The sequence below is a fragment of the Silvania confinis genome (assembly GCF_025564085.1).
Taxonomy (GTDB): domain Bacteria; phylum Pseudomonadota; class Gammaproteobacteria; order Enterobacterales; family Enterobacteriaceae; genus Enterobacter; species Enterobacter confinis.
Genome location: NZ_JAMGZJ010000070.1, coordinates 114,098 through 139,021 on the forward strand (window position 1 = coordinate 114,098; position 24,924 = coordinate 139,021).

Below are 24,924 nucleotides of genomic sequence, written 5' to 3' on the forward strand. Positions count from 1 at the left end.
CGATAGCAATATCCTTATGCACGCCGTTTGGTTGCGGAGTCCATCCAGACCGCCAGCAACAGAATGGCACCCTTAACGATATACTGCCAGAACGTCGGGACGTCCATCATACTCATCCCATTATCAAGCGAGGCCATGATAAATGCCCCCATCACTGCCCCGGCGACGCTACCGATCCCCCCGGCGAGGCTGGTGCCGCCAATGACGCAGGCTGCGATGGCGTCGAGTTCGGCAATGTTGCCGGCCGACGGCGAGCCCGCGCCGAGGCGTGAGCTTAAGATAAGCCCGGCGACGGCGACCATCAGGCCATTAATGGCAAACACGGCGAGCTTGGTGCGTTCGACGTTGATACCCGATAAACGTGCCGCTTCGATGTTGCCGCCAATCGCATAGATGCGGCGGCCAAAGGCGGTGCGGGTAGCCATAAACATCCCGGCCAGCATCAGCAATACCAACAGCAGTACCGGTGTCGGTACGCCGCGATAGTCATTCAGCAGCCAGATTGCGCCGAGCACGATCACCGCCGTCAGCGCCTGACGTCCCACGGCAGAGGTGGAGGGGGCGTTAGCTAAACCTAACGACTGGCGGCGCATTCTGCCGCGCCACTGCCAGGCGACAAAAGCCATCAGACCAATGGCACCAAGGCTAAATCCGATGCCGCCAGAGAGATAGCTTTGACCAATTTGCGACATCGAGGCGCTGGTGGGCGACACGGTGGTGCCGTTGGTGACGCCAATCAGGATGCCCCGGAAGGCCAGCATCCCCGCCAGGGTGACGATAAATGACGGCACCTTGCGGTAGGCAACCCACCAGCCGTTCCAGGTGCCGAGCAGCAAACCGAGCAGCAAGGTGACGACCACGGTGAGCGGCAGCGGCCAGCCGAGCCAGACGTCGAAAATGGCCGCTACACCGCCCAGCAAACCCATCATCGAACCCACGGAGAGATCGATTTCTGCCGAGATAATCACGAACACCATACCGACCGCCAGAATGCCGGTAATGGCGGTCTGGCGCAGCAGGTTAGAGATGTTACGCGCGCTGAGATAGGAGCCGTCGGTCATCCAGGTGAAGAACAGCATAATCACCACAATGGCGGCGATCATCACAAAGACCTGCAGATTCAGCGCTTTTAGCCCCGAAAATGCCCCCGGCGTGGGAACCGCAATTTTGACTTCAGATGGATTGCTCTTCGACATGGCGTTCGCTCCTTAATGCGGCTTCCATCACCTGTTCCTGCGTCAGGTTCTGGTTGTTCAGATTGGCTTTCAGTTTCCCTTCGTGCATCACCAGCACGCGGTCGCTCAGACCCAGCACTTCAGGCAGTTCCGACGAGATCACAATGACTGCAATGCCCTGCTGCACCAGCTGGTTGATAAGCTTATAGATTTCGTATTTCGCACCGATATCGATCCCACGGGTGGGCTCGTCGAGGATTAGAATGCGCGGATTAAGCAGCAGGCAGCGGGCGAGGATCGCCTTCTGCTGATTGCCCCCGCTCAGGCGACCAATCGCCAGTTCCGGGGAGGAGGTTTTGACCTTGAGACGCTGTATGGATTGCAGAATGCAGTGCTGTTCGGCGGCGTCATCCACGCTGCTCAGCTTGCCGGTGAACTGATCCAGCGCGGCAAGGGTGATGTTTTTACCCACCGCCATCACCGGCACGATACCGTCTTTTTTGCGATCTTCCGGCACCATCGCAATGCCGTGGGCAATCGCCTGCTGGCAATTCTTAATATCAACCGGCTGTCCGTCAATAAAGATGCGGCCTTCCCAGCGCCCGGGCCAGACGCCGAACAGACACTGAACGGCCTCGGTACGTCCGGCACCCACCAGCCCCGCGACGCCGAGAATTTCTCCCCGATGCAGCGAGAAGGAGATGTTGTTCACCCGCTTGATGTGGCGATTTACCGGGTGCCACGCGGTCAGGTTCTCTACGCGCAGGATCTCTTCCCCCAGAATATGGGGTTCATTGGGATACAGCGCAGTCAGCTCGCGACCGACCATCATGGTAATGATGTCGTCTTCGCTCATCCCCTGCGCCTCGCGGGTGCCGATATGCTGCCCGTCGCGAATGACGCAGACGGTGTCCGATATCGCTTTCACTTCGTTGAGCTTGTGGGAGATGTAAATGCAGGCAATCCCGTGGTTTTGCAGGTCACGAATAATGTCCAGCAATACCGCGGTTTCCTGTTCAGTCAGCGAGGCGGTAGGTTCATCGAGGATCAGCAGCCGCACCTGCTTGTTAAGCGCTTTAGCGATTTCTACCAGCTGCTGCTGCCCCAGACCCAGGTCGCCCACCCGGGTGTCGGGGGAGATCGCCAGGCTCACCTGCGCCAGCAGCTTTTCGCAGCGCAAGGTCATGGTGTCGTAATCCAGGATGCCGTGACGGGTGACCTCGGCGCCGAGGAAAATATTCTCCAGCACGGTCAAGTGCTTCACCAGCGCAAGCTCCTGGTGAATGATGGCGATGCCTTTGCGTTCGGTATCGCGGATATGCGTGGCCTGCAGGGTTTCGCCGGAAAAGACAATTTCACCGTCATAGCTGCCGTGGGGATAAATGCCGCACAGCACCTTCATTAACGTGGACTTGCCCGAGCCATTTTCGCCGCACAGCGACACGATCTCACCGGGATTGACGCGCAGGCTGACGTTATCGACAGCCTTCACCGCGCCGAACGCTTTGGTGATACTTTTCATTTCAAGTAAATAAGACATAACTGCTCCACATGACCCGAAGGAGAACAAAACAAGTCGATGCGCCCCCGCCAGGCAGGGGCGATGCGGAATTACAGTTCGCTCTTTTTATGGAAACCGTCTTTCACCACGGTGGCGTCAATATTCTCTTTATTGACTTCGATAGGGGTCAGTAAGCGGGAAGGGACATCTTTCAGGCCATTATTTAAGCTGGCATCCGCTTTGGGCTGCTGGCCATTTCCCAGCTCAACGGCAATTTCAGCCGCAGTGGTGGCAAGTTCGGTGATGGGCTTATATACCGTCATGGTTTGTGTACCGGCGACAATACGTTTCACCCCGGCCAGATCCGCATCCTGTCCGGAGATAGCCACTTTCCCTGCCAGACCCTGGGCACTCAGTGCCTGGATCGCGCCACCGGCAGTGGCATCGTTAGAGGCGACCACGGCATCGATTTTGTTGTTGTTGGCGGTTAACGCGTTCTCCATGATTTTCAGCGCATTTTCCGGTAACCAGCCGTCAGCCCACTGGTCGCCAACGACTTTAATTTTGCCCTGGTCAATGTAAGGTTTGAGCACCTTCATCTGCCCTTCGCGGAACAATTTGGCGTTGTTGTCCACCGGCGAGCCGCCCATCAGGAAATAATTCCCTTCAGGTACTTTCGCCACCAGGCTTTGCGCCTGTAATTCGCCGACCTTTTCATTGTCGAAAGAAATATAATAATCGATGTCGGCGTTATTAATCATGCGATCGTAGGCCAGCACTTTAATACCTTCGCGCTTTGCTTCTTTTACCACATTACTTAATACTTGACCGTTGTACGGAATAATAACCAGAACATCGACGCCGCGGTTAATCATATTTTCTATTTGCGACATCTGCGTTTCTTCGTTGCCATTGGCCGACTGAACAAAAACTTTTGCACCTAAAGCTTCTGCTTTATTCACAAAAATATCGCGATCTTTTTGCCAGCGTTCCAGGCGGAGATCGTCAATCGCCATCCCGATTTTGACTTCTTTTGCATAACCCGCCGTGCTTGCCAGCAGCAGCGAAGCACAGAGAGTAAGGCACAGGTTCTTTATCTTCATAATTGTATTACCTTTTGTAGGGTTAGCTTGCTGAGATAAAAGAAACAATTGTTGCAAGAGACGTAGCAAATTCTTAACGGGGAATGGCAGGCTGGCAATTACAGATTTTTATCTTCTCGTTACGATATTTGGTTTATTTCCGGATTTATGACCGCGATCGTATTTTAAATAACGTAACGTACTCATTACACGTGATTCTGTAATTGGTACCGAGAAAATAGTTTGCCTGCATATTAATTTTGCGAGCCAGAGCACATTTGTGCATTCTCTCAATAGCAGAGTGAAATAACGTAATTGAGCAACCGACGATCACTATTCAGTATTAATACAGAATCTACTTTTCGCCGCACCCCTGATTATGGAGCTCAATATGCAAGCTTATTTTGACCAACTCGATCGCGTTCGTTATGAAGGCCCTAAATCTGCCAATCCTTTAGCCTTCCGTCATTACAACCCGGATGAGCTGGTGCTGGGTAAGCGCATGGAAGATCATCTGCGCTTTGCCGCCTGCTACTGGCACACCTTCTGCTGGAACGGGGCCGATATGTTTGGGGTGGGATCGTTCGATCGCCCCTGGCAGCAGCCGGGTGACGCGCTGGCGTTGGCAAAACGTAAAGCGGACGTGGCATTTGAGTTCTTCCACAAGCTGAATGTGCCGTATTACTGCTTCCATGACGTGGATGTCTCACCGGAAGGGGCTTCGCTGAAAGAGTACCTGAACAACTTTGCCCAGATGGTCGATGTGCTGGCTGAAAAACAGCAGCAGAGCGGCGTGAAACTGCTGTGGGGAACCGCAAACTGCTTTACTAACCCGCGCTACGGCGCAGGCGCGGCCACTAACCCGGACCCAGAAGTGTTCAGCTGGGCAGCCACCCAGGTGGTGACGGCGATGAACGCCACGCATCAGCTTGGCGGAGAAAACTACGTGCTGTGGGGCGGGCGTGAAGGCTACGAAACGCTGCTCAACACCGATCTGCGCCAGGAGCGCGAGCAGATTGGCCGCTTCATGCAGATGGTGGTGGAGCATAAACATAAAATCGGCTTCCGCGGCACGCTGCTGATTGAGCCGAAACCGCAGGAGCCCACCAAGCATCAGTACGATTACGACGTGGCGACCGTGTACGGCTTCCTGAAGCAGTTCGGGCTGGAAAAAGAGATCAAAGTGAATATCGAAGCCAACCACGCGACGCTGGCTGGGCACTCTTTCCATCACGAGATCGCTTCTGCTATCGCGCTGGGCATTTTTGGTTCCGTCGATGCCAACCGTGGCGATCCGCAGCTCGGCTGGGATACCGACCAGTTCCCAATCAGCGTGGAAGAGAACGCGCTGGTGATGTACGAAATCATCAAAGCGGGCGGTTTTACCACCGGCGGCCTGAACTTTGATGCCAAAGTGCGTCGTCAAAGCACCGATAAATACGATCTCTTCTATGGTCATATTGGGGCGATGGACACTATGGCGCTGTCGCTGAAAGTGGCTGCCCGGATGATCGAAGACGGCGAGCTGGATAAGCGTGTGGCAAAACGCTATGGCGGCTGGAACAGTGAGCTGGGTCAGCAAATTTTGAAAGGCCAGTTATCCCTGACTGAGATCGCGAAGTACGCTGAACAGCATCATCTCGCGCCGCAGCACCAGAGTGGCCATCAGGAATTGCTGGAAAATCTGGTGAATCGCTACCTGTTCGATAAGTAAGTGTTATTGCCGGGCTGCGCTTGCCCGGCCTACGTTTTTGCCAGCCCGGTTCGCCCGGGCATTTTCAGTTAAGGAACCCACTCTATGTATATCGGGATCGATCTTGGCACTTCGGGTGTTAAAGCCATTCTGTTAAATGAACAGGGCGACGTGCTGGCAACGCACACAGAAAAACTGCACGTTTCGCGGCCGCACCCGCTCTGGTCAGAGCAAGACCCCGAACAGTGGTGGCAGGCAACGGATCGCGCCCTGAAAGCGCTGGGCGAGCAGCACACTCTGCGTGAAGTGAAAGCGCTGGGGATTGCCGGGCAGATGCACGGTGCTACGCTGCTGGATAAAGACAACCGCATTTTACGCCCGGCGATTCTGTGGAACGACGGCCGCTGCGGCGAAGAGTGCGCGCTGCTCGAAGCGCGCGTACCGACATCGCGCGCGATCACCGGTAACCTGATGATGCCGGGCTTTACCGCGCCGAAATTATTGTGGGTGCAGCGCCATGAGCCGGAGATTTTTAGCCAGGTGGCAAAGGTGCTGCTGCCAAAAGACTATCTGCGCCTGCGCATGACCGGGGAGTACGCCAGCGACATGTCCGATGCGGCAGGCACGATGTGGCTGGACGTGGAAAAGCGCGACTGGAGTGAGCCGATGCTCGAGGCCTGCCATCTCACCCGGGACCATATGCCTGCGCTGTTTGAAGGCTGCGAGCCAACCGGCACACTGCTGGCGTCGGTGGCTGAGCGTTGGAATATGCCGGCCGTGCCGGTGGTGGCGGGTGGCGGGGATAACGCCGCGGGTGCCGTTGGTGTAGGAATGGCCGATGCCGGACAGGCGATGCTGTCGCTCGGGACGTCCGGTGTCTATTTTGCCGTCAGCGATGGCTATCGCAGCAACCCTGAGAGCGCGGTGCACAGTTTCTGTCATGCGCTTCCCGGCAAATGGCATTTAATGTCGGTGATGCTCAGTGCTGCTTCCTGTCTGGACTGGGCGGCAAAGCTGACCGGGCTGGACAGCGTACCGGCACTGATTGATGCCGCCCAGCAGGCGGATGAAAACGCAGGCGCAGTCTGGTTCCTGCCGTACCTCTCTGGCGAACGCACCCCGCATAACAATCCGCAGGCGAAGGGGGTGTTCTTTGGCTTAACCCATCAGCACGGCCCTGCCGAACTGGCGCGCGCGGTGCTGGAAGGGGTGGGCTATGCGCTGGCCGACGGCATGGATGTGGTGCATGACTGCGGACTAAAACCGACCAGCATTACCCTGATTGGCGGCGGGGCACGAAGCAGCTACTGGCGACAGATGCTGGCGGATATTAGTGGCCATCAGCTGGATTACCGCACTGGCGGAGATGTCGGGCCCGCGCTGGGTGCCGCCCGGCTGGCGCAGATTGCCATCAACCCTGCTAAGCCGCTATCGACACTGCTGCCGCAGCTGGCGCTGGAGCAACAGCACACACCGGATGCCGCCCGCCATGCGCGCTACGCCGAACGACGTGAAGTGTTCCGTAAAATTTATCAGCAGCTTCTGCCGCTGATGTCCTGAAACGTTGGTACAGGTTTTGTTGGCCCGGCAAGCGAAGCGCCGCCGGGCAATTAACTGACAAACCGGCGTTTATCCACACGCTGTAGCAGCATCGACAGCGCCAGGCTTACAGCCAGCGTGACCAAGAAAATCCACACAATATCCAACAGCGGCCAGCTTTTTAACTCCACGCCACGCGTGCGCAGGGCGTGGATCACCAGCGCGTGAAAACCGTAAATCCCCAGTGAGTTCCGCGATATCAACCCCAGCAGCGGCAACGGGCGGCTATTGAGCGTATTTTTTACCAGCGTGAACAGCGCCACGGCACAGATGAATACCATCGGGCCGCAGTAGAGGTACCAGGTATCAGCGAAGCTACCGCGCCACTGCAGCTCATGTAGCGTGCCCCGGGAGATCATCACCACGGCGGCGATAAACAGTACCGCACAAATCCCGTTCAGCCAGCGCTTGCGGGTGTCCATCATGCCAATGGCCCGGCCCAGCATGCCGTACAGCACGTAATAGAACGTATCGCCGTTGATATACAGATTGACCGGCAGCCACTCAAATCCGCCGATTTTTTGCGAGACAGTATTGGGGTTGGCGACCACGCCAATCACCACCATCAGCGCCAGCAGCATTTTTCCGTTCGCGCTTTTCACCTGCAGCAGCGGGGAGAGCAGATAAATCACGATAATGGCGAAGAAAAACCACAGATGGTAGAACACCGGCTTTTGCAGCAGGTATCTCATCGACAACTCGCTGTTGATCGAGGTAAACAGCACGATATAGAGGAGTGATACGGTGCTGTAAAACAGCAGGCACAGGCCAATACGCAAAAAGTGGCGCGGTTGGGCGCTGCGTTCGCCAAAAAAGAGATAGCCGGAGATCATGAAGAACAGCGGCACGCTCACGCGCGAAGCGGAGTTGAGAACGTTGGCAATATCCCAGTTAACGAGGCTGATGCTGGCGGCATTGGTGATATACCAGGTGGTGGTGTGGATCATGACCACCATTAAACAGGCAATTCCCCGCAGATTATCAATCCAGTTAATTTTATCCTGCATTCATCCCTCTGTTTACCCATTAAAAACAGTCTGACTGCGGTTATGCTCCAGTTTCTCACTGGAAAAGTCTGAGTTTACTTCACCCTGCTTGTGTCAGGGTGGCGAGATTCGCAGAATGCCAGACCGTAATCTATAAAGTTTAGATATTAAAAATAACAGCCACCGTTCAGGGCGATAATAAAAATGATGAAGCGCGTAATGTTAATGGTACTTCCCGCGTTGCTGGTTGGTTGCGCGGTTCAGGACATTGAACCGACGCAAAAGGCGCAAACCCACAAAGTCAGCCCGGTGCGTTCGCTGGATATGGAGCAGTTGTGTAAGGATCAGGCGGCCAAGCGCTACAATACCGGTGCGCAAAAAATCGACGTGACCGCATTTGAACAGTTCCAGGGGAGCTATGAAATGCAGGGCTTCACTGCTCGCAATGAGAGTTTCATCTGTTCTTTTGACCCTGAGGGGCATTTTTTACATCTTTCGATGCGTTAAGGCGACGGTGTGATAGGGCTGGCGGTCTCCTGCGGGCGCTGTCAGCAATGCTTATTTCCCAATTTTCCCTAAACAGCCCCGTTTCGTACTGTATATCTTACGGTCAGCGGGTATACTGATCCCTTCCTTTAAAACCACACGTATCCAGCACGAAATCCTATGCAAAAGTTTGATACTAAGACCTTCCAGGGCTTGATCCTGACCTTACAGGATTACTGGGCTCGTCAGGGCTGCACCATCGTTCAACCATTGGACATGGAAGTTGGCGCCGGCACTTCACACCCGATGACCAGCCTGCGTGCGTTGGGGCCAGAGCCGATGGCAACCGCCTATGTGCAGCCATCCCGCCGTCCAACTGACGGCCGCTATGGCGAAAACCCGAACCGCTTACAGCACTACTATCAGTTCCAGGTGGTGATTAAGCCTTCTCCGGACAATATTCAGGAGCTGTATCTGGGCTCGCTGAAAGAGCTGGGCTTGGATCCGACTATCCACGACATTCGCTTTGTGGAAGATAACTGGGAAAACCCAACGCTGGGTGCCTGGGGTCTGGGCTGGGAAGTGTGGCTGAACGGCATGGAAGTGACGCAGTTCACCTACTTCCAGCAGGTTGGCGGTCTGGAGTGTAAGCCGATTACCGGCGAGATCACTTACGGCCTGGAACGTATGGCGATGTACATTCAGGGCGTAGACAGCGTTTACGACCTGGTCTGGAGCGACGGCCCGCTGGGTAAAACCACCTACGGCGACGTGTTCCATCAGAACGAAGTGGAACAATCCACCTATAACTTCGAATACGCCGACGTCGACTTCCTCTTCACCTGCTTCGAGCAGTACGAGAAAGAAGCTCAGCAGTTGCTGGCGCTGGAAACTCCGCTGCCACTGCCAGCTTACGAACGTATTCTGAAGGCCGCCCACAGCTTCAACCTGCTGGACGCCCGTAAAGCGATCTCCGTAACTGAACGTCAGCGCTACATTTTGCGTATCCGCACGCTGACCAAAGCCGTTGCAGAAGCTTACTACGCGTCCCGTGAAGCCCTTGGCTTCCCGATGTGCAACCGAAACAAATAAGAGGCGGCCATGTCTGAGAAAACTTTCCTGGTGGAAATCGGCACCGAAGAGCTGCCACCAAAAGCCCTGTGCAGCCTGGCGGAATCCTTTGCTGCGAACGTGACGGCAGAGCTGGACAGTGCTGGCCTCGCGCACGGCAAGGTTGAGTGGTTTGCTGCCCCGCGCCGTCTGGCGCTGAAAGTGGCAGCGCTGGCTGCTGCACAGCCGGATCGCGAAGTCGAAAAACGCGGCCCGGCGATCGCCCAGGCGTTTGACGCCGAAGGCAAAGCGAGCAAAGCGGCAGAAGGCTGGGCGCGTGGCTGCGGTATCACCGTTGACCAGGCCGAACGTCTGACCACCGACAAAGGCGAGTGGCTGCTGTATCGCGCGCATGTTAAAGGTGAAAGCGCAGAAGCGCTGCTGCCAAACATGATCGCCACGTCACTGGCAAAACTGCCGATCCCGAAACTGATGCGCTGGGGTGCAAGCGACGTCCACTTCGTGCGTCCGGTTCACACCGTGACCCTGCTGCTCGGCGATGCGCTGATCCCGGCTACCATTCTGGGTGTAACCTCCGATCGCGTGATCCGCGGCCATCGCTTTATGGGCGAGCCAGAGTTCACCATCGATAACGCCGATCAGTATCCGGCCATCCTGCTGGAGCGCGGCAAAGTCATTGCTGACTACGAACTGCGTAAAGCCAAAATTAAAGCAGACGCGGAAGAAGCGGCACGCCAGATTGGCGGTAATGCCGATCTGAGCGACAGCCTGCTGGAAGAAGTGACCTCGCTGGTTGAGTGGCCAGTGGTGCTGACCGCGAAGTTCGAAGAGAAATTCCTCGCGGTGCCATCCGAAGCGCTGGTACACACCATGAAGGGTGACCAGAAGTACTTCCCGGTCTACGCTAACGACGGCAAACTGCTGCCTAACTTTATCTTCGTGGCGAATATCGAATCGAAAGATCCGATTCAGATTATCTCCGGTAACGAGAAAGTGGTGCGTCCGCGTCTGGCGGATGCCGAGTTCTTCTTTAATACCGACCGTAAAAAGCGTCTGGAAGATCATCTTCCGCGTCTGCAAACCGTACTGTTCCAGCAGCAGCTGGGTACGCTGCGCGACAAGACCGATCGTATTGCGGAGCTGTCCGGCTGGATTGCCCGTGAAATCGGTGCCGACGTTAACCACGCGACCCGTGCAGGCCTGCTGTCCAAGTGCGACCTGATGACCAACATGGTGTTCGAATTTACCGACACCCAGGGCGTAATGGGCATGCACTACGCGCGCTTCGATGGTGAAGCGGAAGACGTGGCCGTGGCGTTGAACGAACAGTATCAGCCGCGCTTTGCCGGTGATGAACTGCCGTCTAACCCGGTGGCGTGCGCGGTTGCGATTGCCGACAAGATGGACACCCTCGCGGGTATCTTCGGCATCGGCCAGCATCCGAAGGGCGACAAAGATCCCTTTGCGCTGCGTCGTGCTGCGCTGGGCGTGCTGCGTATCATCGTTGAGAAGAACCTGTCTCTGGATCTGCAGACCCTGACCGAAGAAGCGGTACGTCTGTATGGCGATAAGCTGACTAACGCCAAGGTTGTGGATGAGGTGATCGACTTTATGCTGGGCCGTTTCCGCGCCTGGTATCAGGACGAAGGCTACACCGTCGACACCATTCAGGCGGTGCTCGCACGTCGTCCGACCCGTCCGGCCGATTTCGATGCCCGTATGAAAGCCGTTTCGCACTTCCGTACCCTGGAAGCAGCATCTGCGCTGGCTGCGGCCAACAAGCGTGTTTCTAACATTCTAGCGAAATCTGACGATCAGCTTAACGACCGCGTGAACGCTGCCGTACTGAAAGAGCCAGAAGAAGTGGCGCTGGCGCTGCAGGTTGTGGTGCTGCGCGACAAGCTGGAACCGCTGTTCGCAGAAGGTCGCTACCAGGAAGCGCTGGTGGAGCTGGCGGAACTGCGTGAGCCGGTCGATGCGTTCTTCGAAAAAGTGATGGTCAACGTGGAAGACAAAGCCTTGCGCGTTAACCGTCTGTCGATGCTCGAAAAACTGCGTGAGCTGTTCCTGCGCGTCGCGGATATTTCGCTGCTGCAGTAACCGTGCTTCTGCCCGGTATTACCCGGGACGACAGCTGCTAAAACCCGCTTCGGCGGGTTTTTTTATGCTTGAAACGGTCAATAAAAAACCGCTATGCTACCCCTCGTTAACTTTCCTCCCTGGAGCGCATCCCGAAAATGAACAATCACGACTGATGAATTTCACTCCTTGCTAAACGCTAATGCGTCAGCAGGGGATGCTTACATTTCATTCAGGAGTGCTTATGGCTCATTTTGCGCAATCCCCTTCTTTTATATTGCATCAGGTCACGTGTCAGTTTGCGACGGGCGATACCCTTTTTGGTCCCTTGAATCTGTCGCTGGAGCCGGCACGCTGCGGCCTGGTTGGGCGCAACGGCAGTGGCAAAACCCGGCTGTTACGCCTGCTTGCTGGCCTCGATTTGCCTGCCAGCGGTCATATCGAACGCTTTGGCTCATGGGCATACGTTGCGCAACAGCACGCGGTCTCTGCGCAGACCACACTTGCCCAACTGCTTGGCTACGATGCGCTGTTTGCCGCTCGCCGACGCATCGACAGCGGCGACTATCAGCCTGAGGATTTGGAATGCCTTGACGGCTTCTGGGATCTTAACGAACGCCTGAGCGATGCGTTTCAGACAGCACATCTGCCGGCGTTTGATCCTGACAGGCCGGCCATCGAACTCAGCGGCGGCGAGCGCGTGCGTGCCCTGCTGTGCGGGGCCTTTGGCGCCGATGCTGACTATCTGCTTCTCGACGAACCGACCAACCATCTCGACAGACAGGGGCGGGAGTGGTTTTACGCCCAGCTCACCCGTCAGCGCGGTGGGGTGCTGGTGGCCTCCCACGATCGTGAACTGCTGGCGCAGATGCCGCGGATACTGGAACTCAGTGCCGCCGGTCTGCGCAGCTATGGCGGTAGCTACGACAGCTATCAGCAACAGCGGGGTAGCGAGCAGCACGCGGCCCGCGCTGCGCTGGAGCATGCGGCAACGGAGCGCCGTCGTACGCGCCAGCGGATGCAGAAAGAGCATGACGACAGCCAGCGGCGCTCGGCAAAAACGTTGCGCACCGTGGACAGTCTGAATATCGCCTCATTCGAACGCGTTAAGTACAAGATGGCGGCGAAGGAGCGACCGGGCACCTGGCACAGGCAACATCGCGAGCAGAACGACGCCCTGAATGCCGCCGTCAGCGAGGCGCGTGAAAGGGTCGAGGAAGATAATCCGGTGCTGTTCACCCTGCCTGGCAGTCAGGTAGCAGAGGGCAAACAGGTGGTGGTGCTGGAGGATCTGCGCCTGGCGCACGTTAACCTCCCACCGCTGAACTGGCGGATGGACGGGCCAATGCGTGTGGCGCTGAGCGGGCCTAACGGCTGTGGCAAATCGACGTTACTCAAAGCGATACTCGGTGAAATTGCGCCCCTCGCCGGCCGCTGCCGGCGGGCAGTCAGGGCGGCGTACCTCGATCAGCATCTTTCGCAGTGGGATCTTACCCAGTCGGTGCTTAGCCATCTGCATCTGCACGATACACCGCTGGAGGAAGGGGTGTTACGCAGCCGACTGGCGCAGCTGCAGCTGGGCGCAGACAAAGTGATGCTGCCGCTGGCGGCGCTGAGCGGGGGAGAACGACTGAAAGCCGCGCTGGCCTGCGTGCTGTGGCGGGAGGAGGCGACGCAACTGCTGCTGCTGGATGAGCCCACGAACCATCTGGATCTGGCATCGGTGCAGGCTATTGAACCGGCACTGGCGGATTTTCCAGGCGCATTGCTGGTGGTGTCGCACGATAAAACATTTCTTGATGGGCTAAAGCTCACGCATGAACTGGTGTGGCAGGAGGCGGGGTGGCGCTGCGAGCAGCGCTAATAACACAAACCCCCGCACATGCGGGGGCGAAACACCTTCTATTCGGTCAACTGCTTGCTGAACGTTGGGGTTGCCTGAATCAGACTCATCAGCTTTAACTCGGTCATGGAGGGACGTTCTCGTCTGGACTCCCACTCCTGCACCATTGCCACGCTGACCCCCATTGCTCGGGCGAAATCATCGGTCTTCATCCCTGTGCCTTTACGTAATCGCTCATATTCCGTAAAGGGGTTGGACTTTTGTTGCAGAACAATCGTCTGCGGTACATCTTTAAAAACAATCTGTTCCAGACTGCTTAGCAGATCATACATAGGATCTTTTAATTCCATTGAGGACTCCTCTTAAATCACACTGCGGGATCGTGAACATAGAGAGCAATTTAAGAATAGTCGCTAAACCCGGCAAAAGTTGATGGCCTCTCCAGGGCATTGTGCGCGAGACGTTTCGCTTGCTCGTTTGCCGTGCGGATTAGCCTGCTAATGACTTGATAAATCAGCGCTGGCGTAGCATCAGATAAATTTTTGTAAATCGTAAGAATTTATATAGCTATAGCCGCTGAATATGAAAAGAGTATCTTGCCGGCCTCACCTGGACTATTCTTACCCGCGTCGGGCACGCGTGTGCCGGTGTGCGCTTTTTTGGGTGAAAGGAGTAATGAAAATGGTGACAGGAAAGCCCTGCTCTCGCTGGTTTGCGCCTCTTGCGGCGTTGTTAATGGTTGTGAGCCTGAGTGGGTGTTTCGATAAAGAAGGCGATCAGCGCAAAGCGTTTATCGACTTCTTGCAGAATACTGCGATGCGCAGTGGTGAGCATTTGCCAACCCTGACTGCGGATCAGAAAAAACAGTTTGGTCCGTTCGTTTCTGACTACGCCATTTTGTACGGCTATTCACAACAGGTGAATCAGGCGATGGATGCAGGTTTGCGTCCGGTGGTGGATAGCGTGAACGCGATTCGCGCCCCGCAGGATTATGTGACCCAGCGTGAACCGCTGAGTCAATCAAACGGCGCGCTTGGCGTGCTGAGCCAGCAGCTCCAGAATGCCAAAATGCAGGCTGATGGTGCGCACTCTGCGTTGAAACAGGGCGATGAACTGAAGCCTGTCTTCGACAAAGTGTATGAAAAAGTGGTGACCAAACCTGCTGATGCACTCCAGCCGCTGATTCCGGCTGCGCAGATCTTCACCCAGCAGCTGGTCCAGGTGGCTGATTATATTTCTCAGCAGGGGACGCAGGTGAGCTTTGTCTCAAACGGCATCCAGTTCCCGACCTCGCAGCAGGCCAGTCAGTATAATACGCTGATTGGGCCGCTGGCAGCCCAGCACCAGGCCTTTAGCCAGGCTTGGGGTGCGGCGATGGCCGCAACGGAATAACCCTGAAAACCCCACTGAGCAGTGGGGTTTTTTTTAATTACAAAAATAAAGCTTGTCTTTGGTTCAGGAACTATGTTTAATACTCCTCGTCGGTTTGTTACACAGACCTAAAGCAGTTTAGTTAAGCAGTCCAGATGCGTTATCTTTGATACCCTTCGTAGTGACCCTTCCTTCATCGCTTAGAAATCTGTAACACATTCCATCATTCTGCCGGAAGGCAAAACAAATTTTTAAAAAGGTAATTTCTATGTCTGGTAAAATGACTGGTCTGGTAAAATGGTTCAACGCTGATAAAGGTTTCGGCTTCATCACTCCTGACGATGGCTCTAAAGATGTATTCGTACACTTCTCTGCTATCCAGAACGAAGGCTACAAATCTCTGGACGAAGGTCAGAAAGTGTCCTTCACCATCGAAAGCGGCGCTAAAGGCCCAGCAGCTGGTAACGTTGTAAGCCTGTAAGCTTCCAACTCAGCTAAAAGAATTTAAAAACCCGCCTCTGGCGGGTTTTTTTCGTTCAGGGTTTTGCCTGCGGATTAACGCAGTTTTTATCGACCTTACCCGCTAAGGCATCGATCAGATTCTCCACTGCACAGGCCGCCATGTTGTAGCGCGTTTCGTGGGTGGCTGAGCCGATATGCGGCAGAGCAACCACGTTTGGCAGCGTAAGCAGCGCTGAGCTGGCAGGCAGCGGCTCCTGTTCGAAGACGTCCAACCCCGCAGCGTAAATCTCCCCATTTTGTAGTGCCTCGATCAGCGCATTCTCATCGACTACCGGACCGCGGCCCGCATTAATAAAGATGGCGGACTTCTTCATCTTTTCAAACTGCGCTTTGCCAATCAGGTGATGAGTCTCATCCGTCAGCGGCAGGATCAGGCAGACGAAATCCGCTTCCTGCAATATGGTATCCAGGTCGCAGTGGCGGGCGTTAAAGCGTTCCTCTGCTTCTTTATGCTGGCGGCGCGCATTGTACAAAATCGGCATGTTAAAGCCGAAGTGCGCGCGCTGTGCCAGCGCCAGGCCAATGCGCCCCATGCCAACAATGCCCAGCGTTTTGCCATGCACGTCGATACCAAACCAGTCCGGACCGATGCTTTTGGTCCATTCACCCGCTTTAACGCGCTCGGCCACTTCCACCACGCGACGCGCGCTGCTGAGCACCAGTGCCATCAATGTATCGGCGACGGTTTCGGTCAGTACCGTAGGGGTGTGCATCAGCAGAACCTTACGTTCATTCAGCGCCTCGACGTCGAAGTTGTCATAACCCACCGAAATGGTCGAGGTTGCCCGCAGGTTCGGCATTTTCTCCAGCAGCGCGGTATCGACCTTTTCGCTGGAGCCCAGCAGCCCGACGGCACTGGCGAAAGCGTCAGCATGCTGCTGGACGGTTTCCGGGCTCAGGTTGTTCACCCGGGTGACGGTAAAGTGATCTTCAAGGCGCTGCTGCAGTGAATCTGGCAGGGCTTTGTACAAAATGACGGACGGCTTCATGCTAATCTCCGTTGATTTTTAAAGGGTTCAGGCGTGGCGTGCGCCGACGGGAATGGTCTGATTATTAGCAGGCTTAACAATCAGAGTAAGCCACACTGAGGCGAAAAGCGCCACCCCCATAAAGATGTACGATGCCGACGGGCTGCCGGTTGCGCCGTTCAGATACCCGACGAACCACGAACCAAAGAACGAGCCCAGTGCGCCCATGCTGTTGATCAAAGCCATTGCGCCACCCGCGACGTTACGCGGCAGCATTTCGGGAATGATGGCGAAGAACGGGCCATACGGGGCGTACATCGCCGCGCCAGCGATCACCAGCAGCGTATACGAGGCCCAGAAGTTATTGGTGCCCACCGCCCACGAACCAATAAAGGCGCAGGCAGCAATTAACAGCAGCGGCCAGACGAACAGTTTGCGGTTTTGCATTTTGTCCGACGCCCACGACGCCACAATCATCGCGATGGTGGCGGCCAGATAAGGAACGGACGACAGCCAGCCCACTTCCACCATCCCAAGGTTATCGCCGCCGCTACGAATGATCGACGGCAGCCACAGCACGAAACCGTAAACGCCGATGCTCCAGGTGAAGTACTGCATGCACAGCAGCACCACGTTGCGGGAACGGAAGGCTTCACCGTAGTTGCGCACCGCTTTCAGCCCCTGTTGCTCTTTATCCAGCTGCGTTTGCAGCGCGGCTTTTTCATCTTCAGACAGCCATTTGGCCTGCGCCGGTTTGTCCTTCACCAGCACCCACCAGCAGAACGCCCAGATAACCGCCGGGACCCCTTCAATAATGAACATTTCACGCCAGCCGAAAGACTGGATTAAATATCCGGAGACCACTGACATCCACAGCACGGTGACCGGGTTGCCGAGGATCAGGAAGGTATTGGCACGCGAGCGTTCGGATTTGGTAAACCAGTTGCTGATGTAGATCAGCATCGCTGGCATCACCGCCGCTTCCACCACGCCAAGAATAAAGCGAATGGCCGCCAGCGCCGGGATGTTATTGACCATCCCGGTGAGTGACGCACAGCCGCCCCAGAGGATCAGGCAGATGAAGATCAGTTTGCGTACGCTACGGCGTTCAGCGTAGATAGCACCGGGGATCTGGAAAAAGAAGTAGCCGAGGAAGAACAGGGCACCCAGCAGCGAGGAGACGCCTTTGGTGATCCCCAGGTCTTCGGTGATGCCTGCGGCGGACGCGAAACTGAAGTTTGCACGATCGAGATACGCCAGACTGTACGTGATAAACACGACGGGCATGATGTACCACCAGCGTTTTACTGCGTTTGTTGAGCTTTTCATAGGCTTGCCTCTGTGGTTGAGGGAGTCACCGCTGCTGTCTGTAGGGTACAGAGTGGCTTAATTGTTAGCTTTCAGGGGAAGCAGGGTTCACCTTGCTTCCAGCTGTGCTCGCGTAGGCAAACCTTCGCTGTCGCCCTGCACCTGAATGGCCAGCGCGCCGATGGTATTGCCACGCGAGATGGCCTGCGGCAGGGTTTTTCCCTCCAGCAGGGCGCTGATCACGCCCACGGCAAAGCCATCCCCCGCACCGACCGTATCGACGACGTTCTCGACCTTCACCGCGGAGACAGCACCTTGCTCGCCTGTGGCCGTTTTATACCAGGCACCGTCAGCACCGGTTTTCAGGATCACGGCCTTCACGCCCCGGTTCAGGTAAAAATCGGCAATCCCTTCCGGTGTGTTTTCCCCGGTCAGGATGATGCCCTCTTTGACGCCAGGTAATACCCAGTCAGCCTGGAAGGCGAGGTGGTTCAGCTTTTCCACCATTTCCGCTTCGCTTTTCCACAACACCGGACGCAGGTTCGGGTCGAACGAAATCGTCTTGCCTGCGGCTTTCATGGCCCCGGCTGCGCGATCGAGCAGAGCATAGGAGCTGGCGGACAATGCTGCGGCGACGCCGCTCAGATGCAGGTGTCGCGCTGCCATAAACCAGCCTGGCGTGAAATCCTCCTCCGACAGATGGCTGGCGGCGGAGCCTTTACGGAAGTATTCGACAATGGGATCGGTTCCATCTTCGACTTTAGATTTGAGCTGAAAACCGGTGGCGTAACGGCCATCGAGGGTAACCCCAGAGGCATCAATGCCCTCCTTTTTCAATGAGTCGAGCACAAACTGGCCGAAGCTGTCGGTCCCGACGCGGCTGACCCAGCCGACCTTCAGGCCAAGTCGCGCCAGTCCGGTGGCGACGTTCAGTTCGGCACCGGCCACGCGTTTGATAAAATGATCGACATCGCTGAGCTCGCCGGGGCGGGTGGCGACAAACATGGCCATCGCTTCGCCAATGGTGATGACATCCAGAGCGTGCGGCATAGGGTTACTCCTCGCGCAGTAAATTAACGTAGTGGCGGGTGACCGCCGTCAGATCGGGCCCTTCCAGCGGAAACTCAATGCCACGCGGGGCATCGGCAGGGAGCTGGTCCAGCAGATCCTGCCAGCGCCGGTCGTCGTTATCCGGCGGTACGGCGCGATACTGCTGCAGATGGGGGACGGCGGCTTTGACGTGGATATAGCTCACGGCAGGTGCCAGATGGCGCGCAGCCTCTTCCGGGGATTCGCCGACCCACAGCCAGTTGCCCATATCAAAGGTCAGGGTGACGGGCAGGTTCATAACCCGGCAGGCAGCCTTAAAGCGCTGCATGGGGGCCAGCTGGCCACAGCGCGTCTGGTCGTTTTCAACCACCAGCGTCATGCCGCTTTCGTCGAGCAGTGCGCGCAAGGCATCAAGCTGCTGCTTATCGCTGAAATGACCCAGGGACACTTTCAACCACAGAGCATTTAGCGTCGCCGCTTCGGCAAGGTAGCGGGGCAGCAGAGGGTTGAGTTTGCCGTCCTCAGTGAACAGCGCGTCGGGGGCGGAGTAGCAGGCCAGCAGGCCCAGCAGTTCGATGGACTGGGCGAGAGTGGGTAAGGCGTCCAGTTCGTCCCCGGTGAATAATTCCCGGCGGATTTCGACGCCGTCGGCACCCGCACCGGCGATCACCGGCAGCATGGCGCGCTGGCCGCCGGCTTCCCGCACGTTTTCTGCGCCATACGCGGCGGTGACGACAATGATTTTTCTGGCCATGGTTGGGCTCCATTACGTAGCTGATACGCTTTACGCTAGATGGAACCGGTTCCAAAGAAAAGTTCAGGATGCTGGATTTATGATCGCCATCACGAAGGGGCGTTTATCGGGCAGTAGAACCGCGGACGATCAGCTCGCCGGAGAAAACATGCTCACGAACGGCGTCATCGGCACCATTGATCCGGCGCACCACCTGTTCGACGGCGGCAAAACCAATCTGCCAGGTAGGTTGTTTGAGGGTGGTAATGCCCACGCCGGCCAGCTCTGCCCACTCCAGCTCATCAAAGCCCAGCAGGCCGATGTCGCTGCCCCAGTGCAGGCCGATGCGCTTGAGCGAACGGGCCACCTGGAGCGTTAATGCGCCGTTGGCGGAGATCACCGCTTTGCGCATGCCGCGATGGCGGGTATGGAACTGGCGCAGGGCATTGTCCAGCAGGTCCGCTTCATGCAGTGGGATTTCGACGTTTTCGGCGACCACGCCGGTATAGCGCGCCAGGGTGGAACGAAACGCGCTCAGTCGTTCGCGGCGGGTGTTGACCATCCCCAGCGGCTCGCTAATGAACAGGATCGCTTCAAACCCTTGTTCAATCAGGTGCTCGGTGGCGGTGGTGGCCGCCTGGGTGTTATCCAGCCCGACCACATCGCAGGCAAAATCCGGGATTTTTCGATCAATCAGCACCATGGGTAATGCAGACTGTTGCAGGCGGTTAAGCCCCTCTTCACGCATGCCGACGGCGTTGACCACAATGCCTTCCACCTGATAGCTGCGCAGCAGATCAAGGTAGTGCAGCTCCTGGTCGAGTTCGTTGTTGGTATTACACACCAGCGGCGTAAACCCTTTTTCCCGGCATGCGGCTTCGATGCCGCTAAGGACGTTAACCGAGTAGGGATTGGTGATATCGGCGATGATCAGGCCAATCAGGCGCGTTTTGCCATGTTTCAGACCACGGGCCATCAGGCTTGGGCGATAGTCGAGTTCGGCGATGGCGTGTTCAATACGGGCCAGCAGCGCGTCGGACAGCAGATGTTTTTCGCCGTTGAGATAGCGGGAAATGCTGGTTTTACCGGTTTTCGCGGCTTTCGCCACATCGCTGATGGTGGGCCGTGTTGATTTGCTCATCGTGGGTTTCCTTGCCTGAGGTGCGCACACCTTAGCGCGAAAACGCCCGGTGGCGCTATGCTTACCTGTCCTGGGGTGCGTGCGGCCTGATGCCCTCTCCCACAGGGAGAGGGGGCAAAAACTAAAAACGGCAACCGGATTGCCGTTTTGCATTTACCTACTGCGTTGGGCTGAGCGTGATTTCGACGCGGCGGTTCTGCGCCTTGCCTTCTGCCGTGCTGTTGCTGGCGATCGGGTTCGCCGGGCCCATTCCGCTGGCGCGGATGCGAGGTGCTGCTACGCCCTGAGTGATCAGCGAGCTGGCAACCGCGTCGGCGCGCTGCTGGGACAGACGCATGTTCAGATCCTGGCTGCCGGTGCTGTCGGTATAGCCCAGCACGTTGACCGCAGTTTTACCGTACTCCTTGAGCACCATCGCCACGCCGGTCAGCGTGTTCGCGCCAGCCGGTTTCAGGGTTGAGCTGTTGCTGTCGAAGGTGACGTTATTCGGCATGTTGAGGATGATGTTATCGCCGCTGCGGGTGACGCTAACGCCGGTGCCCTGCATTTTTTCGCGCAGCTTCGCTTCCTGCACGTCCATGTAATAACCGGCCCCGCCGCCCAGCGCGGCACCGGCTGCTGCACCAATCAGGGCACCTTTGCCGCGATCTTTCTTCGAGGAGGAGAGGGCGCCAACGCCTGCGCCTACCAGCGAGCCGATGCCCGCGCCAATGCCCGATTTACCCGCTTCACGTTCGCCGGTGTAAGGGTTGGTGGTGCAGCCTGAAACAACCAGTGCGCCGCTCACAACAGCGGCAATCATAAGTACGCTTTTTTTCATCTTCTTTCCTTAAGCTTTTTTATTCTTTGCCACGACGGGCGTGGCAGTTGATTATGACGCGCAGTTATGAAGAAAATTTCAGGGATAACTCTGAAATATGTATCAAATCATCAATAGCCTCGAAGAAGGCTATGAAACCTGCAACGAATAACCAGGAGCGCACGCCGTGACCACCTCAACAAAAACGATTCTGACCGCTGCCCACTGGGGGCCGATGCTGGTCGAGACGGACGGCGACGCAGTGTTGTCTTCCCGCGGGGCATTGCCCACCCAGCATCCGAACTCGCTGCAAACCGTGGTGCGCGATCAGGTCCACAGCAAAACCCGTGTGCGCTGGCCGATGGTGCGTAAGGGCTTTCTCGCCTCGCCAGCGTCTCCGCAGGGCGTCCGCGGACAGGATGAGTTTGTGCGCGTGAGTTGGGATCAGGCGTTGACGCTGATCGATGCCCAGCACCGACGCATCCGCGACAGCCATGGCCCGGCATCAATTTTTGCCGGATCTTACGGCTGGCGTTCGAATGGCGTATTGCACAAGGCGGCGACGCTGCTTCAGCGTTATATGAGCCTGGCGGGCGGCTATACCGGTCATCTGGGGGATTACTCCACCGGCGCGGCGCAGGCCATCATGCCGTATGTGGTTGGCGGCAATGAGGTTTATCAGCAGCAGACCAGCTGGCCGCTGGTGCTGGAGCACAGTGATGTGGTGGTGCTGTGGAGCGCCAACCCGCTCAACACGCTTAAAATTGCATGGAATGCCAGCGATGAGCAGGGCATTGCGTACTTCGAGGCGCTGCGCAAAAGCGGCAAGCGCCTGATTTGCATCGACCCGATGCGCTCTGAAACGATGGATTTTCTCGGCGACAGCGCTGAATGGATCGCCCCGCATATGGGGACGGACGTGGCGCTGATGCTCGGTATTGCCCATACGCTGGTCGAAAACGGCTGGCAGGATGACGACTTCCTCGCACGCTGTACCAGCGGCTATGCCCTGTTTGCTGACTACCTGAGCGGGGTATCGGACGGGATCGCCAAAACGGCGGAGTGGGCGGCGGCGATCTGCGGCGTTGAGGCGGCTAAAATTCGCGAACTGGCGGGCTTATTCCACGAAAATAACACCATGCTGATGTCCGGGTGGGGTATGCAGCGCCAGCAGTTTGGCGAGCAAAAACACTGGATGCTGGTCACGCTGGCGGCAATGCTCGGGCAGATTGGCACCCCGGGCGGCGGCTTTGGTCTGTCGTATCACTTTGCCAACGGCGGCAACCCAACCCGCAGGGCGGCGGTGCTGGCCTCGATGCAGGGCTCGGTACAGGGCGGAACTGACGCGGTTGAGAAAATCCCGGTTGCCCGCATCGTCGAGGCGCTGGAAAACCCGGGCGGATTTTACCAGCACAACGGCATGGATCGTCACTTCCCTGATATTCGCTTTGTCTGGTGGGCGGGCGGTGCCAACTTTACCCATCATCAGGACACCAACCGTCTGATCCGCGCCTGGCAAAAACCGGAGCTGGTGGTGATCTCCGAGTGCTTCTGGACTGCGGCGGCCAAGCATGCCGATATCGTGCTGCCTGCGACCACCTCGTTTGAACGTAACGACATGACCATGACCGGGGATTACAGCAACCAGCATATGGTGCCGATGAAGCGCGTGGTCGCGCCGCGCGATGAGGCGCGGGATGATTTTGACGTCTTTACCGAGCTGAGCGAACGCTGGGTGCAGGGTGGCGGTGAGCGCTTCACGGAAGGTAAAACCGACCTCGACTGGCTGGAGACGTTCTATCAGATTGCCGGGCAGCGTGGCGAAGCACAGGGTGTGACCCTGGCGCCATTCGCGCAGTTCTGGGCAGACAACGCCATCGTTGAAATGCCGGAGTCCGAGCAGAATGCGCAGTTTGTCCGCTTCGCCGACTTCCGTCGTGACCCGCAAAATCATCCGCTGAAAACCGAGAGCGGCAAAATCGTGATTCACTCTGAACGCATCGCCAGCTTCCAGTATGCCGATTGCCCGCCGCACCCGATGTGGCTGGAGCCGGACGAATGGCATGGCAATGCCGAGCCGGCGCAGCTGCAGGTGCTCTCCGCCCACCCGGCACACCGTCTGCACAGCCAGCTCAACTACTCTTCCCTGCGCGAGCAGTACGCTGTAGGCGGGCGTGAGCCTGTGACCCTGCATCCGCGTGATGCCAACGCGCGCGGGATTGCTGATGGTGATGTGGTGCGCGTCTGGAACGGGCGCGGACAAGTGCTGGCGGGGGCCGTGGTCAGCGACGGGATAAGGCCGGGCGTGATCTGTATTCACCAGGGCGCCTGGCCGGATCTGGATGCGGACAACGGCGGCATTTGCAAGAACGGCGCGGTTAACGTGTTGACCAAAGATCTCCCCAGCTCGAAGCTGGGGAATGGCTGCGCCGGGAATACGGCGCTGGCGTGGCTGGAAAAATATCAGGGCCCGACGCTTACGCTGACGGCATTTGATCCGCCTGCCAGCTCATAAGCCAGGTGGGGTGGTGGGTCTCTTCCTGCCAGGCGCTGTCTTCAATACGAAAGCCCTGCGCATGGTAGAAATTCACCGCCCGACTGTTCTTCTGATACACCTCGAGGCTTAACGACGGGTAGCGCTGCTGAACATGGTTGATCAGCGCATGCCCGATGCCTTGCCCGGCATATGTCGGGTCAACAAACAGCGCGCCGATAAAACGGGACTGCATCACGCTGATAAACCCCCGCAGCTGGCCCGTCGCTTCCCACACCCAGGTTTCTGCTGACGGCAGGTACACGTCCCGCACGATCGCTTCACTCTCCTGCCAGTAGCGCGCATCAATAAATGGATGGGCGACGGTGGTGCTCTCCAGCCACAGTTCCAGCAGCGGCTCGAGGTCGTCATTGAGCCATTTGCGGATCATGCTGGCCTCCGGGATGACAGAAGCAGGTAGTGACGTGATCGTTGACCAGCCCGCAGGCCTGCATAAAGGAGTAGCAAATGGTGGTGCCGATGAACTTAAAGCCGCGTTTTTTTAGCGCTTTTGAGAGCGCGTCGGAAGCAGGCGTAGAGGTGGGGATCCCCGAGAGGGTTGCCGACTGAGTCACCTGCGGGGTGTTATCAACGAATGACCAGACAAAATCACAGAACCGCTCGCCATTTTCCTCCATCGCCAGATAAGCCCGCGCGTTGCCGATAATGGCTTCGATTTTACCGCGATGGCGAATAATACCCGCATCCAGCACCAACCTGTCGACGTCATCGGGCGTCATCGCGGCCACGCGAACGGGGTCGAACTGATGGAATGCCTGGCGATAGTTTTCCCGTTTCTTCAGCACGGTTATCCAGGACAATCCTGCCTGCTGGCCTTCAAGACAGATCATCTCAAACAGATTTTTACCGTCAGTTTCTGGCACTCCCCACTCTGTATCGTGATAGTCGATATAGAGCTGATCCTGGCTAACCCATCCACAACGTTGCATCGGTTTTCTCCTTTCCAGGTCGTGAATTCAAAAA

General features: G+C 56.9%; 22 protein-coding genes. 9 read left to right on the plus strand and 13 right to left on the minus strand.

Annotation, left to right across the window (positions count from 1 at the left end; genetic code table 11):
* Positions 1-14: 14 nt before the first annotated feature.
* The 3 genes from xylH to xylF form a co-directional block, all read right to left on the minus strand.
* Positions 15-1,196 carry a xylose ABC transporter permease XylH gene (gene xylH / locus M8013_RS06495; protein ID WP_271266984.1) on the minus strand — a complete coding sequence of 394 codons (1,182 nt, stop codon included), beginning with the start codon at positions 1,194-1,196 and terminating at the stop codon, positions 15-17.
* Positions 1,174-2,715 (minus strand): xylose ABC transporter ATP-binding protein, encoded by a 1,542-nt coding sequence (locus tag M8013_RS06500; RefSeq protein WP_271266985.1) that lies wholly within the window; start codon positions 2,713-2,715, stop codon positions 1,174-1,176. Before M8013_RS06500 ends, xylH begins: the two co-directional genes overlap by 23 nt.
* Before the next feature lie 71 nt (positions 2,716-2,786).
* Positions 2,787-3,779 carry a D-xylose ABC transporter substrate-binding protein gene (gene xylF, locus M8013_RS06505; RefSeq protein WP_271266986.1) on the minus strand — a complete coding sequence of 331 codons (993 nt, stop codon included), beginning with the start codon at positions 3,777-3,779 and terminating at the stop codon, positions 2,787-2,789.
* 370 nt (positions 3,780-4,149) lie between these two features.
* On the opposite strand from xylF, the gene xylA reads away from it, so the two are divergent.
* Together xylA and xylB are read left to right on the plus strand one after the other, a co-directional pair.
* Complete coding sequence (gene xylA, locus M8013_RS06510; RefSeq protein ID WP_271266987.1) at positions 4,150-5,472, plus strand: xylose isomerase; 1,323 nt, start codon at positions 4,150-4,152, stop codon at positions 5,470-5,472.
* A gap of 84 nt (positions 5,473-5,556) precedes the next feature.
* Positions 5,557-7,011 carry a xylulokinase gene (gene xylB / locus M8013_RS06515; RefSeq protein WP_271266988.1) on the plus strand — a complete coding sequence of 485 codons (1,455 nt, stop codon included), beginning with the start codon at positions 5,557-5,559 and terminating at the stop codon, positions 7,009-7,011.
* A 50-nt stretch (positions 7,012-7,061) separates the two neighbouring features.
* On the opposite strand, the gene M8013_RS06520 is transcribed toward xylB, so the two are convergent.
* Positions 7,062-8,057 carry an acyltransferase gene (locus M8013_RS06520; protein WP_271266989.1) on the minus strand — a complete coding sequence of 332 codons (996 nt, stop codon included), beginning with the start codon at positions 8,055-8,057 and terminating at the stop codon, positions 7,062-7,064.
* 198 nt (positions 8,058-8,255) lie between these two features.
* On the opposite strand from M8013_RS06520, the gene M8013_RS06525 reads away from it, so the two are divergent.
* The 4 genes from M8013_RS06525 to M8013_RS06540 all read left to right on the plus strand — a co-directional run bounded on the left by M8013_RS06525 (position 8,256) and on the right by M8013_RS06540 (position 13,536).
* Positions 8,256-8,543, plus strand: a complete 288-nt coding sequence (locus M8013_RS06525) for a YsaB family lipoprotein (protein ID WP_271266990.1) — start codon at positions 8,256-8,258, stop codon at positions 8,541-8,543.
* A 159-nt stretch (positions 8,544-8,702) separates the two neighbouring features.
* Positions 8,703-9,614 (plus strand): glycine--tRNA ligase subunit alpha, encoded by a 912-nt coding sequence (glyQ, locus tag M8013_RS06530; protein WP_271266991.1) that lies wholly within the window; start codon positions 8,703-8,705, stop codon positions 9,612-9,614.
* A 9-nt stretch (positions 9,615-9,623) separates the two neighbouring features.
* Positions 9,624-11,693, plus strand: a complete 2,070-nt coding sequence (glyS, locus tag M8013_RS06535) for a glycine--tRNA ligase subunit beta (RefSeq protein WP_271266992.1) — start codon at positions 9,624-9,626, stop codon at positions 11,691-11,693.
* Positions 11,694-11,916: 223 nt separating this feature from the next.
* Positions 11,917-13,536 carry an ATP-binding cassette domain-containing protein gene (locus M8013_RS06540; RefSeq protein WP_271266993.1) on the plus strand — a complete coding sequence of 540 codons (1,620 nt, stop codon included), beginning with the start codon at positions 11,917-11,919 and terminating at the stop codon, positions 13,534-13,536.
* 38 nt (positions 13,537-13,574) lie between these two features.
* Here M8013_RS06540 and M8013_RS06545 read toward each other — a convergent pair whose 3' ends face one another.
* Positions 13,575-13,865, minus strand: a complete 291-nt coding sequence (locus tag M8013_RS06545) for an HTH-type transcriptional regulator (protein WP_271266994.1) — start codon at positions 13,863-13,865, stop codon at positions 13,575-13,577.
* Positions 13,866-14,196: 331 nt separating this feature from the next.
* On the opposite strand from M8013_RS06545, the gene M8013_RS06550 reads away from it, so the two are divergent.
* The gene (locus M8013_RS06550) at positions 14,197-14,907 is read left to right on the plus strand and encodes a DUF3053 domain-containing protein (protein ID WP_271266995.1); all 711 of its coding nucleotides are present in this window, start codon (positions 14,197-14,199) and stop codon (positions 14,905-14,907) included.
* Between the two features lie 247 nt (positions 14,908-15,154).
* Complete coding sequence (gene cspE / locus M8013_RS06555) at positions 15,155-15,367, plus strand: transcription antiterminator/RNA stability regulator CspE (protein WP_006177792.1); 213 nt, start codon at positions 15,155-15,157, stop codon at positions 15,365-15,367.
* A gap of 55 nt (positions 15,368-15,422) precedes the next feature.
* Here the strand turns inward: cspE and ghrB are convergent, their stop codons facing one another.
* The 6 genes from ghrB to M8013_RS06585 form a co-directional block, all read right to left on the minus strand.
* Positions 15,423-16,397, minus strand: coding sequence for a glyoxylate/hydroxypyruvate reductase GhrB (gene ghrB / locus M8013_RS06560; protein ID WP_271266996.1), 975 nt, complete (start codon positions 16,395-16,397; stop codon positions 15,423-15,425).
* Between the two features lie 27 nt (positions 16,398-16,424).
* On the minus strand, positions 16,425-17,705 hold the full coding sequence (locus M8013_RS06565; RefSeq protein WP_271266997.1) for an MFS transporter: 1,281 nt from the start codon (positions 17,703-17,705) through the stop codon (positions 16,425-16,427).
* Positions 17,706-17,792: 87 nt separating this feature from the next.
* Positions 17,793-18,734: a sugar kinase gene (locus tag M8013_RS06570; protein ID WP_271266998.1), complete on the minus strand. Its 942-nt coding sequence runs from the start codon at positions 18,732-18,734 to the stop codon at positions 17,793-17,795.
* 4 nt (positions 18,735-18,738) lie between these two features.
* On the minus strand, positions 18,739-19,488 hold the full coding sequence (locus tag M8013_RS06575; protein ID WP_271266999.1) for a sugar phosphate isomerase/epimerase family protein: 750 nt from the start codon (positions 19,486-19,488) through the stop codon (positions 18,739-18,741).
* A 103-nt stretch (positions 19,489-19,591) separates the two neighbouring features.
* Positions 19,592-20,608: a LacI family DNA-binding transcriptional regulator gene (locus M8013_RS06580; RefSeq protein WP_271267000.1), complete on the minus strand. Its 1,017-nt coding sequence runs from the start codon at positions 20,606-20,608 to the stop codon at positions 19,592-19,594.
* Between the two features lie 157 nt (positions 20,609-20,765).
* Positions 20,766-21,428 carry an OmpA family lipoprotein gene (locus M8013_RS06585; protein ID WP_271267001.1) on the minus strand — a complete coding sequence of 221 codons (663 nt, stop codon included), beginning with the start codon at positions 21,426-21,428 and terminating at the stop codon, positions 20,766-20,768.
* Between the two features lie 166 nt (positions 21,429-21,594).
* On the opposite strand from M8013_RS06585, the gene M8013_RS06590 reads away from it, so the two are divergent.
* On the plus strand, positions 21,595-23,922 hold the full coding sequence (locus M8013_RS06590; RefSeq protein WP_271267002.1) for a molybdopterin guanine dinucleotide-containing S/N-oxide reductase: 2,328 nt from the start codon (positions 21,595-21,597) through the stop codon (positions 23,920-23,922).
* Here M8013_RS06590 and M8013_RS06595 read toward each other — a convergent pair.
* Complete coding sequence (locus M8013_RS06595) at positions 23,885-24,331, minus strand: N-acetyltransferase (RefSeq protein WP_271267003.1); 447 nt, start codon at positions 24,329-24,331, stop codon at positions 23,885-23,887. The genes M8013_RS06590 and M8013_RS06595 overlap by 38 nt on opposite strands.
* A complete protein-coding gene (tag, locus tag M8013_RS06600) occupies positions 24,309-24,890 on the minus strand; it encodes a DNA-3-methyladenine glycosylase I (protein ID WP_271267004.1) in 582 nt (193 codons plus the stop codon). The genes M8013_RS06595 and tag overlap by 23 nt, the downstream gene beginning before the upstream one ends.
* Positions 24,891-24,924: the final 34 nt, after the last annotated feature.